Source organism: Streptomyces sp. NPDC029014 (genome assembly GCF_055564695.1).
In genome coordinates this window covers 22,394-35,118 of record NZ_JBVHVT010000019.1, presented here as the reverse complement: position 1 = coordinate 35,118, position 12,725 = coordinate 22,394, and the positions used below count along the sequence as shown (strand labels likewise).

The 12,725-nt window shown below is 72.1% G+C and carries 12 protein-coding genes and 1 tRNA gene; 4 read left to right on the top strand and 9 right to left on the bottom strand.

Annotated elements, in window-relative coordinates; translation table 11 throughout:
- Positions 1-83 precede the first annotated feature (83 nt).
- From ACZ4VL_RS12915 to ACZ4VL_RS12900, 4 genes are all read right to left on the bottom strand, one after another.
- Positions 84-1,160 carry a hypothetical protein gene (locus tag ACZ4VL_RS12915; protein ID WP_468199100.1) on the bottom strand — a complete coding sequence of 359 codons (1,077 nt, stop codon included), beginning with the start codon at positions 1,158-1,160 and terminating at the stop codon, positions 84-86.
- Positions 1,142-1,897 carry an ABC transporter ATP-binding protein gene (locus tag ACZ4VL_RS12910; RefSeq protein WP_468199098.1) on the bottom strand — a complete coding sequence of 252 codons (756 nt, stop codon included), beginning with the start codon at positions 1,895-1,897 and terminating at the stop codon, positions 1,142-1,144. Before ACZ4VL_RS12910 ends, ACZ4VL_RS12915 begins: the two co-directional genes overlap by 19 nt.
- Positions 1,898-2,056: 159 nt before the next feature.
- The gene (locus tag ACZ4VL_RS12905) at positions 2,057-3,418 is read right to left on the bottom strand and encodes an aspartate aminotransferase family protein (protein ID WP_468199096.1); all 1,362 of its coding nucleotides are present in this window, start codon (positions 3,416-3,418) and stop codon (positions 2,057-2,059) included.
- 2 nt (positions 3,419-3,420) lie between these two features.
- The gene (locus ACZ4VL_RS12900) at positions 3,421-3,909 is read right to left on the bottom strand and encodes an Lrp/AsnC family transcriptional regulator (protein ID WP_468199222.1); all 489 of its coding nucleotides are present in this window, start codon (positions 3,907-3,909) and stop codon (positions 3,421-3,423) included.
- 185 nt (positions 3,910-4,094) lie between these two features.
- Between ACZ4VL_RS12900 and ACZ4VL_RS12895 the strand changes: the two genes are divergently transcribed.
- From ACZ4VL_RS12895 to ACZ4VL_RS12885, 3 genes are all read left to right on the top strand, one after another.
- Positions 4,095-5,534 carry a gamma-aminobutyraldehyde dehydrogenase gene (locus tag ACZ4VL_RS12895; protein WP_468199094.1) on the top strand — a complete coding sequence of 480 codons (1,440 nt, stop codon included), beginning with the start codon at positions 4,095-4,097 and terminating at the stop codon, positions 5,532-5,534.
- A gap of 127 nt (positions 5,535-5,661) precedes the next feature.
- The gene (locus tag ACZ4VL_RS12890) at positions 5,662-6,840 is read left to right on the top strand and encodes a polyamine ABC transporter substrate-binding protein (RefSeq protein WP_468199092.1); all 1,179 of its coding nucleotides are present in this window, start codon (positions 5,662-5,664) and stop codon (positions 6,838-6,840) included.
- Between the two features lie 71 nt (positions 6,841-6,911).
- On the top strand, positions 6,912-7,382 hold the full coding sequence (locus ACZ4VL_RS12885; RefSeq protein ID WP_468199090.1) for a hypothetical protein: 471 nt from the start codon (positions 6,912-6,914) through the stop codon (positions 7,380-7,382).
- A 6-nt stretch (positions 7,383-7,388) separates the two neighbouring features.
- Here the strand turns inward: ACZ4VL_RS12885 and ACZ4VL_RS12880 are convergent, their stop codons facing one another.
- Positions 7,389-8,078 carry a glycerophosphodiester phosphodiesterase gene (locus tag ACZ4VL_RS12880; RefSeq protein ID WP_468199088.1) on the bottom strand — a complete coding sequence of 230 codons (690 nt, stop codon included), beginning with the start codon at positions 8,076-8,078 and terminating at the stop codon, positions 7,389-7,391.
- A gap of 21 nt (positions 8,079-8,099) precedes the next feature.
- Positions 8,100-9,125 (bottom strand): adenosine deaminase, encoded by a 1,026-nt coding sequence (locus ACZ4VL_RS12875; RefSeq protein WP_468199086.1) that lies wholly within the window; start codon positions 9,123-9,125, stop codon positions 8,100-8,102.
- 109 nt (positions 9,126-9,234) lie between these two features.
- Between ACZ4VL_RS12875 and ACZ4VL_RS12870 the strand changes: the two genes are divergently transcribed.
- Positions 9,235-9,966 carry a DUF4190 domain-containing protein gene (locus ACZ4VL_RS12870; protein WP_468199084.1) on the top strand — a complete coding sequence of 244 codons (732 nt, stop codon included), beginning with the start codon at positions 9,235-9,237 and terminating at the stop codon, positions 9,964-9,966.
- 37 nt (positions 9,967-10,003) lie between these two features.
- Here the strand turns inward: ACZ4VL_RS12870 and ACZ4VL_RS12865 are convergent, their stop codons facing one another.
- From ACZ4VL_RS12865 to ACZ4VL_RS12855, 3 genes are all read right to left on the bottom strand, one after another.
- Complete coding sequence (locus ACZ4VL_RS12865; RefSeq protein WP_468199082.1) at positions 10,004-11,611, bottom strand: TROVE domain-containing protein; 1,608 nt, start codon at positions 11,609-11,611, stop codon at positions 10,004-10,006.
- 343 nt (positions 11,612-11,954) lie between these two features.
- Positions 11,955-12,032 (bottom strand) — tRNA-Lys (locus tag ACZ4VL_RS12860).
- A gap of 81 nt (positions 12,033-12,113) precedes the next feature.
- Positions 12,114-12,674 carry an NADAR family protein gene (locus ACZ4VL_RS12855; protein WP_468199080.1) on the bottom strand — a complete coding sequence of 187 codons (561 nt, stop codon included), beginning with the start codon at positions 12,672-12,674 and terminating at the stop codon, positions 12,114-12,116.
- Positions 12,675-12,725: the final 51 nt, after the last annotated feature.

The following is a 12,725-nucleotide window of genomic DNA, read 5'->3' as shown; positions in this document are numbered from 1 at the left end:
GTAAGTACCGCTTGTGCGGGTACGACTGCCAGACGTGAGAACGGGCCCGGAAGTTGCCTCCCGGGCCCGGCTTGTTGCGGCGTTCAGCGGGTCAGGGCGAGCGAAGTCAGCTGGGCCACGGCCCAGCTGACGGGTACGCACACGGTGAGCAGCGCGCCGGCCCGGACGGTGGCGGCCGTCCGCAGGACGGTGCCGGGGGTGCCGAGGTCGAGCAGGGCGGCGCGGGCGGCGGAGCGGCTCTGGCGGACCTCGACGGCGGAGGTGAGCAGGGTCGCGGCCGCGCACAGGGCCACGAGGGCGCAGGCCGGGGCGGTCAGCGGGCCGAGCGGTGCGCCGGGTCCGCCCCCGCCGGGCAGGGCGGCGGTGCTGAGGGCGGCCGCCCCGACCGCGCAGAGCACGCCGAGCGGGCGGCCGATGCGGGGGGCCTCCTCCTGCAGGGCCCGGCCGGCGAGGAGCCGGAGCGCACCCGGCCGGGCCGCCTGGACGAGGGTGCCGCAGGCGTAGGCCAGTCCGGGGCCGGCGAGTGCGAGGCCGAGGGCGGTGAGGACCCAGCCGGCGGGCAGCACGGCCCCGGTGCGGCCGGCGTACCCCTCGACGGCGAGTCCGCAGGCGGTGAGGGCGACGCCCCAGGGCAGGCCGGCCTGCGGGGAGGGCGGGGTGTGCGTGCGGCGCAGGACGAGGGCGGTGGCGGCCGCGGCGGTCAGCGGGACGAGGGCCAGCAGGGTGAGGGCGGCGGCGACGGGCAGCGGCCGGTCGGCGTGCAGCAGCCGGGCGCCGGCCCCGTCGAAGGGGAGTCCGCCGAGGTCGCCGCGCAGGTGGAGGAAGGCGGCGAGGGCCAGGGCGCTGCCCAGGGTGCAGGAGACGGCGGTGGAGACGGCGGCGACGAGGGAGAGGCGTACGGGGCCCAGCCCGACGGCGTCCATTCCGGCGCGGGGCCGGGTGGCGGGGTCGGTCCGGGCGACGGCGACGGCGAGGTGGACGGTGGCGGCGAGCGGCACCAGCGCCCACAGCAGGCGCGGGAACGATCCGGCGGGCCGGGCGACGGCTTCGGTGAGCACGTACAGCAGCAGGAAGCCCGTCCCGGCGCCGGCGGCCGCGACCAGCATCCGGCGCAGCTGAACGAGTGGCCGGGAGCCGCGGGCTAGGCGGAGAGCGAGCACGCGGCCTGCTCCTCCGGGGTGTCGCCGGCCGGGCCGGCAGGGCCGGACAGGCCGGCGGCCACGGCGGCGGGGCGGCCGTCGAGGAGGGCGAACCGGCGGTCGGCCACGGCTGCGGTGCCCTCGTCGTGGGTGGCCAGCACCACGGTGATCTCGTGGGAGCGGGCGGCGGCGGTCAGGGTGCGCAGGAGCAGGGCGCCCTCGGCGCGGGGCAGTGGCGCGGTGGGCTCGTCGGCGAAGATCACGGCGGGCTCGCTGATCAGGGCCCGGGCCAGGGCGACGCGCTGGGATTCGGCGCGGTCCAGGGTGCGGGGACGTCTGCGGGCGGAGTCGCCCAGGTCGAGCCGGTCCAGCCAGGCGTGGGCGGCCCGCTTCGCGGTGCGGTGCGAGACGCCGGCGACGAGCAGGGGGAGGGCGGCGTTCTCCCAGGCGGTGAGCTCGGGCAGCAGGTCCGGTTCGGGGCCGATCCAGCCGAACCGGTCGCGGCGCAGCCGTTCGCGGCCGGGGGCGCCCAGGGTGTGGACGGGCGCGCTGTTGAACCAGACCTCGCCCTCGCGGGGGACGAGCTGACCGTTGAGGCAGCGCAGCAGGGTGGTCTTGCCGCTGCCGCGCGGGCCGGTCACGGCGAGGACCTCGCCCAGGCGGACGCCGACCGAGACCCCGACGATGCCGGGTGAACCGTTGTGGGAGTAGTGGACGGACCGTGCCCAGAGCACATCGTCGTCCGGTGGAGCCACCATGGCGTACACCTCCGTCCGGGGGAACGAAGCGGAGCCGCTTCGGTCACTGGCGCCCGCACTGAGATGTAAGGAGATGGACGTGCCGAAAGCCGACAGCACACGGCCCGGACCCCCTCGTTCCCACTCGAACGGGGTATCCGGGCCATGTGTTCGGACTATTTACAGCTTGGTCCACGCCTCGGTGAGCACCGAGCGCAGGATCCCCTCGATCTCGTCGAAGGTGCCCTGGTCCGCGATCAGCGGCGGGGCCAGCTGCACGACCGGGTCGCCGCGGTCGTCGGCCCGGCAGTACAGACCGTTCTCGAAGAGGGCCTTGGAGAGGAAGCCGTAGAGCACGCGCTCGGTCTCCTCGTCCGTGAAGGACTCCTTGGTGACCTTGTCCTTGACGAGCTCGATGCCGTAGAAGTAGCCGTTTCCGCGGACGTCGCCGACGATCGGCAGGTCGTGCAGCTTCTGCAGCGTCTTCAGGAAGGCGGACTCGTTGTCCAGCACGTGCTGGTTGAGGCCTTCCTTGTCGAAGATGTCGAGGTTGGCGAGGGCCACCGCGGAGGACACCGGGTGCCCGCCGAAGGTGTAGCCGTGCAGGAACGTGTTGTTGCCCTTGTAGAAGGGCTCGGCCACGCGGTCCGACACGATGCAGGCGCCGATCGGCGAGTAGCCCGAGGTCATGCCCTTGGCGCAGGTGATCATGTCCGGTACGTAGTCGAACTTGTCGCAGGCGAACATCGTGCCGAGGCGGCCGAAGGCGCAGATCGTCTCGTCGGAGACGAGCAGCACGTCGTAGGTGTCGCAGATCTCGCGGACGCGCTGGAAGTACCCGGGCGGCGGCGGGAAGCAGCCGCCGGCGTTCTGCACCGGCTCCAGGAAGACGGCGGCGACGGTGTCGGCGCCCTCGAAGAGGATCTGCTGCTCGATCTGGTCGGCGCACCAGCGGCCGAAGGCCTCCGGGTCGTCGCCGTGGATCGGGGCGCGGTAGATGTTGGTGTTCGGCACCTTGTGCGCACCGGGCACCAGCGGCTCGAAGGGGGCCTTCAGGGCCGGCAGGCCGGTGATGGACAGGGCGCCCTGCGGGGTGCCGTGGTAGGCGACCGCACGCGAGATGACCTTGTACTTGGTCGGCTTGCCCTTGAGCTTGTAGTACTGCTTGGCCAGCTTCCAGGCGGTCTCGACGGCCTCGCCGCCGCCGGTGGTGAAGAAGACCTTGTTCAGGTCGCCCGGCGCGTAGCCGGCGAGGCGCTCGGCCAGTTCGACGGCCTTCGGGTGGGCGTAGGACCACACCGGGAAGAACGCGAGCTCCTGCGCCTGCTTGTACGCGACCTCGGCGAGCTCCTTGCGGCCGTGACCGGCGTTGACCACGAACAGTCCGGCGAGACCGTCGAGGTAGCGCTTGCCCTTGTCGTCGTAGATGTAGGTGCCCTCACCGCGGACGATGGTGGGGACGGGGGTGTTCTCGTACGAGGACATGCGGGTGAAGTGCATCCACAGGTGGTCGTACGCGGTCTTGGACAGGTCCTGGGTCACGGTTATCGGGTTCCCCACATGTAGGTCTGCTTCTTCAGCTTCAGGTAAACGAAGCTTTCGGTGGATCGCACGCCGGGGAGCGCGCGGATCTTCTTGTTGATCGTTTCCAGCAGGTGGTCGTCGTCCTCGCAGACGATCTCCACCATCAGGTCGAACGAGCCCGCGGTCATCACCACGTACTCGCACTCGGCCATCTGGGTCAGCGCATCGGCCACCGGGTCGACGTCGCCCTCGACGTTGATGCCGACCATGGCCTGGCGGCGCAGGCCCACGGTGAGCGGGTCGGTGACGGCGACGATCTGCATGACGCCCTGGTCGAGCAGTTTCTGCACGCGCTGGCGCACGGCCGCCTCGGACAGGCCCACGGCCTTGCCGATCGCCGCGTACGGCCGACGGCCGTCCTCCTGCAGTTGCTCGATGATCGCGAGCGACACAGCATCGACCGAAGGGGACGGCTGCCTGTTCCTGGAATCTGCGCTTCGACTGACCACGACGTCACTCTGCACGAGGAGTCGTCTGTTCCGCAAGACGGATTCAATGAAATCCGTTGTCTTTGGATGTGGATCTCACTGATTTCGTAGGTGGCCGTGTCTGGCCCTGTCGAAAGCGTCCGCCCAGCAGCTAGGCTTGGGGAAGCGTCTCAATCATTGGACATGTGATCAGGAGTGTGGCTGTAGTGACCACCGAACTGCGTCGTCTGCGCAACTACATCGGCGGGGAGTTCAAGGACGCCGCCGACGGGCGGACCACCGACGTGGTCAACCCCGCCACGGGCGAGGTGTACGCCACGGCGCCGCTCTCCGGCCAGGCCGACGTGGACGCGGCCATGGCCGCCGCCGCTGCCGCCTTCCCGGGCTGGCGCGACACCACCCCCTCCGAGCGGCAGAAGGCCCTGCTCAAGATCGCCGACGCCTTCGAGGCGCGCGCGGACGAGCTGGTCGCCGCCGAGTCCGAGAACACGGGCAAGCCGCTGGGCCTCACGGCCAGCGAGGAGCTGCCCCCGATGGTGGACCAGATCCGCTTCTTCGCCGGTGCGGCCCGACTGCTGGAGGGCCGCTCCGCGGGCGAGTACATGGACGGGATGACCTCGATCATCCGCCGTGAGCCGGTCGGCGTCTGCGCCCAGGTCGCACCGTGGAACTACCCGATGATGATGGCCGTGTGGAAGTTCGCCCCCGCCATCGCCGCGGGCAACACCGTGGTGCTCAAGCCCTCGGACACCACCCCCGCCTCCACCGTCCTGATGGCGGAGATCATCGACTCGATCCTGCCCAAGGGCGTCTTCAACGTCGTCTGCGGCGACCGCGAGACCGGCAAGGCCATGGTCGAGCACTCCACCCCGGCGATGGCCTCCATCACCGGCTCCGTCCGCGCCGGCATGCAGGTCGCCGAGAGCGCCTCGAAGGACGTCAAGCGCGTCCACCTGGAGCTCGGCGGCAAGGCCCCGGTCGTGGTCTTCGAGGACGCCGACATCGCCAAGGCCGTCGAGGACATCGCCGTCGCCGGCTACTTCAACGCCGGCCAGGACTGCACCGCCGCCACCCGCGTCCTCGTGCACGAGTCCATCCACGACGAGTTCGTGGCCGCGCTCGCCAAGGCCGCCGCGGACACCAAGACCGGCCAGCCGGACGACGAGGACGTGCTCTACGGCCCGCTGAACAACCCCAACCAGCTGAGCCAGGTCGCGGGCTTCATCGACCGCCTCCCGGCGCACGCCAAGGTCGAGGCGGGCGGCCACCGGGTAGGCGACACGGGCTACTTCTACGCCCCGACCGTCGTCTCCGGCCTCAAGCAGGACGACGAGATCGTCCAGAACGAGGTCTTCGGCCCCGTCATCACCGTCCAGTCCTTCACGGACGAGGCGCAGGCCGTGGAGTACGCGAACGGCGTCGAGTTCGCCCTCGCCTCCTCGGTGTGGACCAAGGACCACGGCCGGGCGATGCGCATGTCCAAGAAGCTCGACTTCGGCTGCGTGTGGATCAACACCCACATCCCGCTGGTCGCCGAGATGCCGCACGGCGGCTTCAAGAAGTCCGGCTACGGCAAGGACCTCTCCGCGTACGGCTTCGAGGACTACACCCGCATCAAGCACGTGATGACCTCGCTCGACGGCTGATCGCCCGGAGGCGGCGGGGCGCGGACCGGCCGGGTGCGCGCAAGGGCCGCCTGAGTTCGATCAAGGGGCGGGCAGTGGACAATGTGTCCATTGCCCGCCCCCGTCACGTTCCCCGAGGCTCCTGTCCATGCCTGAACTCGCCTTCTCCCGCCGCACGGCGCTGCGCGGACTCGGTGCCGCCGGCCTCCTCGCGGCCCTCTCCGGCTGCGGCGTGCCGTCCGCGTACGTCCCCGAGGACCGGCGGGGAGGTCCGGACCGCTCGGGGCGGGACCGGAGCCTCACCTTCTCCAACTGGCCGCTGTACATCGACACCGACGAGGAGGACGAGGAGCGCCGCCCCACCCTGGAGGCCTTCACGCGGAAGACCGGCATCGAGGTCTCCTACAGCGAGGAGATCAACGACAACGACGAGTTCTTCGGCAAGATCAGCCCCGCGCTGATGAACCACCAGGACACCGGCCGCGACCTGGTGGTGATCACCGACTGGATGGCCACCCGGTACGTCGAGCTGGGCTGGGTCCAGAAGATGGACCGCGCCGCGCAGCCCAACGTGGCCGCGCACCTCGACCCGCAGCTGCGCTCGCCGGGCTTCGACGAGGGCCGCCTGCACACCGTCCCCTGGCAGTCGGGGATCACCGGCATCGCCTACAACCGCAAGGCCCTCGGCCGGGAGGTCAGGTCCGTCAAGGACCTGTGGCACCCGGACCTGGCGGGCCGGGTCACCCTCTTCTCCGGCCTCGACGAGTCCTTCGCCCTGCTGATGCAGGGCAACGGCGTGGACGTCACCCGGTGGACCGAGGCCGACTTCCACCGGATGTGCGACCAGGTCGAGGAGCTGGTGCGCAAGAAGCACATCCGCCGCTTCACCGGCAACGACTACACCTCCGACCTCGCCAAGGGCGACGTGTTGGCCTGCCAGGCCTACTCCGGCGACGCCATCCAGCTCAAGGCCGACAACCCCGACATCGAGTTCGTGGTCCCCGAGGAGGGCGGCGAGCTGTGGTCGGAGAGCATGCTCATACCCAACCTGGCCCGGCACAAGGCCAACGCCGAGGCCCTCGTGGACTACTACTACGACCCGGAGGTGGCCGCCGAGCTCGCCGCCTTCGTCAACTACGTCTGCCCCGTGCCGGCCGCCCGCGAGGTGCTGGCCGCCTCGCAGGACAAGGAGACGGCGGAGCTGGCCGAGAACCCGCTGATGTTCCCGGACGAGGACATGCGTAAGCGCCTGGCCGTGGCCCGCGCCGTCACCACCGCGGAGCGCCGCTCCTTCGCCCGCCGCTGGAACGCCATCGCCGGGCTGTGATCATCACCACGGAAGTGAACACGTTCAGGAAATCTGCTGAACGTGTTCAACTCTGGGCGTAGGGTTCTGCCATGAGCGAGAGAAACGCCCTCCAGCGGCGTATCCGTGCCTGGCTGATCCTCTTCATCGTGTGCCTCGTCCTCAGCGGGCTCACGGCCTTCCCCCTGGTCACCGAATTGCGCTGGGCCAACTCCCTGGTGTCCCACGCCTGGCTGAGCCGGGTCGGGGAGGGTCTGGACCAGGCCGACGCGCAGTACCCGTTCCTCCTCTACGGCACCGACTGGCTCGCCTTCGCCCACCTGGTGATCGCCGTCTTCTTCTACGGCGTCCTGCGCGACCCCGTGCGCAACATCTGGATCATCGACGCCGGCATGATCGCCTGCGCCGGCATCATCCCCCTGGCCCTGATCTGCGGGCCCGTCCGGGGCATCCCCTTCGGCTGGAGCCTCATCGACATCTCCTTCGGGGTCTTCGGGGTGATCCCGCTGCTGGTGCTCCGCCGCCTCGTCAAACGCCTGGAGGCGCTGCCCGCCACCGCCTGACGGGCCTCAGCGGCCGAACCGGGCGCGGACGGCGGTCAGGGCGTCGATCCGGTTGGTGGTGATCGCGTCCACCCCGGCCGCGAGCAGCCCGCGCATCGAGCGGCGGGTGTCGGCGGTCCATGCGGAGACCTTCAGGCCGTCCCGGTGCAGCGCGTCCACCAGCTCCCGGTCGACCAGCCCGAAGCGGTAGTTGAGCCAGGCCGGCGCCACCGCGTCGATCAGCACCCGGCGCGGTGGCGCCAGCGTCGTCCAGGTCAGCGCGATCTCCGCGTCCGGATCCGCGGCGCGGACGGCCAGCATGGTGTCCGGGCCCGCGCTGTAGTACGTGCGCTCGCGCGCCCCGCACGCGCGGACCACCCCGACCACCGTCCGCACCGCCTCGGCGGTCGCACCCGGCAGGTCGACCATCACCCGGCCCGTGCCCGAGGCCGCCAGGGCCTCGTGCAGGGTCGGCACCCCGCCCGCCGTCATCTCCCGCAGCTGGGCGGCCGTGACCGCGTCCAGCCGCACGTCGTGCCGCCACAGGCGCCACAGCGTGTCGTCGTGCAGGAGCACCGGCACCCCGTCGCGGGTCAGCCGTACGTCGATCTCGACCGCGTCCGCCCCGCGCGCGAACGCCGAGCGGACGGAGGGCACGGTGTTCTCGGGGAACCGGTAGGGGTCGCCGCGGTGGGCGACGGCCGTCAGGGCGCGCATGGCGCCCATTGTCCGGTGGCGTCAGCGCGCGAGCCAGGCCTCGGTGTGGGCGTCGATCTCCGCGGTGATCCGCTCCTTGCCGGCCGGGTCCAGGAAGGAGGCCTCGACCGCGTTCTTCGCCAGCTGCGCGACCCCGCGCTCGTCGAGGTCGAGGAGCCGGGCGGCGACCGCGTACTCGGTGTTGAGGTCGGTGCCGAACATCGGCGGGTCGTCGCTGTTGATGGTGACGAGCACGCCCGCTTCGACCATCTCCTTGACCGGGTGCCGGTCCAGGTCGGCCACGGCGCGGGTGGCGATGTTCGACGTCGGGCAGACCTCCAGCGCGATGCGGTGCTCGGCCAGGTAGGCCAGCAGCTCCGGGTCCTGGACGGCGCTGGTGCCGTGGCCGATGCGCTCGGCGCCGAGCTCGCGGATGGCGTCCCAGATCGTCTCGGGTCCGGTGGTCTCGCCGGCGTGCGGCACGCTGCGCAGGCCCGCGGCCCGGGCGGCGTCGAAGTACGGCTTGAACTGCGGGCGCGGGACGCCGATCTCGGGGCCGCCGAGACCGAAGGAGACCAGGCCCTCCGGACGCAGGTCGACGGCGAGGCGGGCGGTCTCGGCCGCGGCCTCCAGACCGGCCTCGCCGGGGATGTCGAAGCACCAGCGCAGGATGACGCCGAGCTCGGCCTCGGCGGCCTTGCGGGCGTCCTCGATGGCCGCCATGAACGCGTGCTCGTCGATGCCGCGGCGGGTCGAGGAGTACGGGGTGATGGTCAGCTCCGCGTAGCGGATGTTCTGCCGCGCCATGTCCCGGGCGACCTCGAAGGTGAGGGTCCGCACGTCGTCGGGGGTGCGCACCAGGTCCACGACGGAGAGGTAGACGTCGATGAAGTGGGCGAAGTCGGTGAAGGTGAAGTAGTCGGCGAGCGCCTCCGGGTCGGTGGGGACCTTGGAGTCGGGGTGCCGGGAGGCGAGCTCGGCCACGATGCGCGGGGAGGCCGAGCCGACGTGGTGGACGTGAAGCTCGGCCTTGGGGAGCCCCGCGATGAAGGCGGTCAGATCGGGCACGGTAGGGCCTCCGGGATGATCTTGTACGGACGGATCGGGCTTCATCGTAGGCAGCCCCGGGGCTGTCGGACGCAGCGCATAGCATGGCCGTACGAGAAGGGGGCGACGCATGACCGACCAGAGTCCTGAGCCCAGGGACCCGTGGGCGCCGCCGGAGCGGTCGCCGGGGGAGTACGGCGGGCCGCAGGGGCGACCGGTGGTGCCGGGGCCGCCGTCCGTGCACGACCAGATCACGATCGCCGGGATGCCGGGGGCGGGGGCGGGGGCCGAGGTACCGCCCGCGCCGATACCCGCCCCGTACCCGGGGCCCGCGCCGGCCCCGGCGCCCGCCGGGCCCGGACCCGCCGCCGTGCCCCCGGCCTACGCCTACCCGGCCCAGCCGGCCCCCGGCGGCTACGCGTACCCCGGTCCGCCGAACGTCCCGTCCGCGTACGGCTACCCCGGTCCGCCGAACGTCCCGTCCGCGTACGGCTACCCCGGCCATCCCGGCTACCCGGGCCACGCCCCGTACGCCCCCTACGGCGGGCAGCCGCGCAACGGGTTCGGCATCACCGCGCTCGTCCTCGGCATCCTCTCGGTCGTCGGGTGCATCACCAGCCTGCTGGCCATCGCCATCGGCATCGGGGCGGTCGTCTTCGGCGCGCTCGGGCGCGGCAAGGCCCGCCGGGGCGAGGCCACCAACGGCGGCATGGCCCTGGCGGGCATCATCACGGGCGCAATAGGCATCGCGCTGGGCGCGGCGGTCCTCGCGCTGGGGATCATCGGGATCCTCGAACGCGACGCCGGGGGCGGCGGTTTCGACAGCCCCTACTCCAACTCGCGGATGCGCGAGAAGGTCTGACGTCCCGCCACCACGCGTGGTGGGCGTGCGGCCGGCCTCAGCCGGCCCACGGCCAGTCGGCGTCCCTGCCCGCCTCGATCAGCGGCACCATGCGGAAGGCCGCGTCGGTGAGTCCGCCGAAGGTGTGCCGGTTCGCGGCCCCGGAGGGCGCGTGCCCCACCCGGTACCCGGCCAGGTTCCAGGTGTAGACCGGCACTTCGGCCGGGACGAGGGCCGTCGGGTCGCCGCCGTAGTGGTAGGTCGCCTGCTCGTCGGTGACGATCAGGACCCGGTCGTGACCCCGGTAGTGCTGCCGCACGGCGTCCGCGGTGTAGGTGCCGCCGAGGTCCTCGAACCGCTCCAGCACCTTCAGCACGCTCTCGCCCCGGCGGTACGGGACCGGCTTGCTGTCCGTGCCGAACTGCACCAGGTCCGCGTGCTCGGCGCGCAGCGCCAGCGCCGTGCCGAACACGGCCGCGGCGTCGGCCCGGTTGAGCTGCGAGCGCTCGGACAGCGGCGACCACATCGACCCGGACCGGTCGACGAGGACGAGGGTGCGCCCCGGCAGCGCGGGCACGGACGCCAGCGAGTGCCCGAGGGCCTGCTCCAGCGGGTACGCCCAGCGCAGCGAGGGCGCGTGCTGGTGGGCGGCCAGGTAGCGCAACGGGAACTGCCGCGACCGGGCGACCGCTTCCGGGTCGCAGATCCGCGCGGCGACCTGCGCCGCCACCTCGTCCGGGACCCCGGCCCCGTCGAAGTTGCGCAGGTTGCGCAGCAGCGCCATCACGCCCATGGACGGGATGACCGCCTCCCAGGCGGCCGCGTCCATCGGCCCCTGGAGCCAGCCGGCCAGCGCCTCCCAGGTCATGCCCGCCGCCGCGAGCCGCTCGGCGCCGCCCGGGCCGGTCACCACGGCCCGGCGCTCCTCGACCGGCAGCGCCATGAGCTCCCGGTGGGCCACCAGGGTCCGGTTGCCGGCGGGTACCTCCGCCGCTTCCGGGTGGTGGCGACGGTCGAGGGCGTGGCGGAACAGCTCGCCCTGCCACGGCTTGGCCGGGTCCGGCGCGGCGTGCACGAGGTTCAGCACGTCGCCGAAGCGGAAGTCCTTGGACGCGGTGTCGTACTTCAGCAGCGAGGTGCCGGAGTAGAGGCGGCGCACGGCGTCCGCGATGCCGCGCTTGACGGGCTTGGGCACGGCGCGCCCGTACGTGGCCGTCCAGTAGGCCAGGAGCTCACCGGGCTCGTCCGCGCGCTGCAGCACGGAGTCCACCACCTGCCGGTTGGAGGGCCCGTCGGTGGCGCCCGCGTCCAGCCGCGCCTTGACGTACTCGGCGGCGCCGACGAGCGAGGCGGTGCGCATGTTGCCCTCGCCGCGCAGCCAGCCCAGCAGGCCGGCGGTCCACTGCGGGTCCTCGACGGCGAGGGTGCGGACCAGGGCCGCGAAGCGGTCGTCGCGCTCCCGGGCGCCCTCGTAAGCGGTGCGCTGCGTCACGAAGTTGGCGACGGCGAGCAGGAACAGCTCGGAGCGCGGGTCGCGGACGAAGCCGGGGCTGCCGTGGTGGTTGCGGGCGCGCCGGCCGGTCGAGCGCAGCGGTGACACCGGCGCGGTGGTCGCGGATGCGGTTGCGGGCGCTGACGCGGACGCGCGGCGGTTGAAGCGGGCCATGAGAATTCCCCCGAATTCCGTGCACGGGGGGAGGGCGTGACGTGCGGGACGCCCGAGATCGGAAGGTCGGCGGCGGGCTGCATGCCATGCGAGCTACCGGGCTGCTCCACCGGCCGCGGCCGGGCGGGATTCGAACCCGCGACCTCATGGTCCCGAAGGAGCCGTCGCCTGCGCACCGGGCGTCCCGCACGCGGCCTCCCGAGATCAAGGTGGCGGCGGCCTGGGTTTCTCTGCAAAAGAAGGAGCCGCAGCCTGCGCACCGGGAGGTGCGTGAGGTGTGTCCAGAGTTCGAGGCGGCGAAACCACATGCTGCTCTGCCGACTGAGCTACACCGGCCCGAAGCCGGTGGCGGGACTCGAACCCGCGACCTGCCCGTTAAGAGTGGAAGTAGGTCCCGCCTGCGCACCTGGACGATCACACCGTAGGCCGCGGCCTGCCGGGCCCGCCACGCATTTTCCGGGTCCCGCACCGCCGACCACGCCGCCGGCGGTGCCGATGCCGCCTACGCCTCCTGGGCCTCCGCGCGCAGCCGCTCCCGGGCCTCCATCAGCGCGAAGCCGAGCAGGTTCAGCCCGCGCCAGCGCGCCGGGTCGAGCGCCCGCGCGTCGTCGGCGGCCAGGCCGATGCCCCAGACGCGGTCCATCGGGCTCGCCTCGACCAGGACCCGGTCCCCGGTGGTCAGCAGGTACGAGCGCAGCTGCGGCGTGGAGCGGAACTTGTGCACGCTGCCCTCCACCACCAGGGCGAACCGCTCCCGCTCCCACACCTCGTCGTCGAAGCCGCGCACCAGCCGCCCGGCCTTCTTCGCCTCGGCCGGGGTCCCCGCCGCGAGGGCGGCGCGCTCCCCGTAGGCGTCCCCGAAGAGGCGCGCCTTCCCGGCCATCATCCAGTGCTCGGCGGTCTCGTAGCGCACGCCGTCCACGGTGAACGGAGAGGGCCACCATTGGCTCAGACAGCTCGGGCCGAGCGTCCCGTCGGGCCGCGGCCGGTGTCCCCAGAAGGGCAGGAACTTCACCCGGTCACCGCGGCTGACCTGCTCGATCAACGTGTCGATCATCTCCATGCACGGGAGTCTGGCAGTCGCCACGGACACTTCGTACGGGAATTGCGGGCT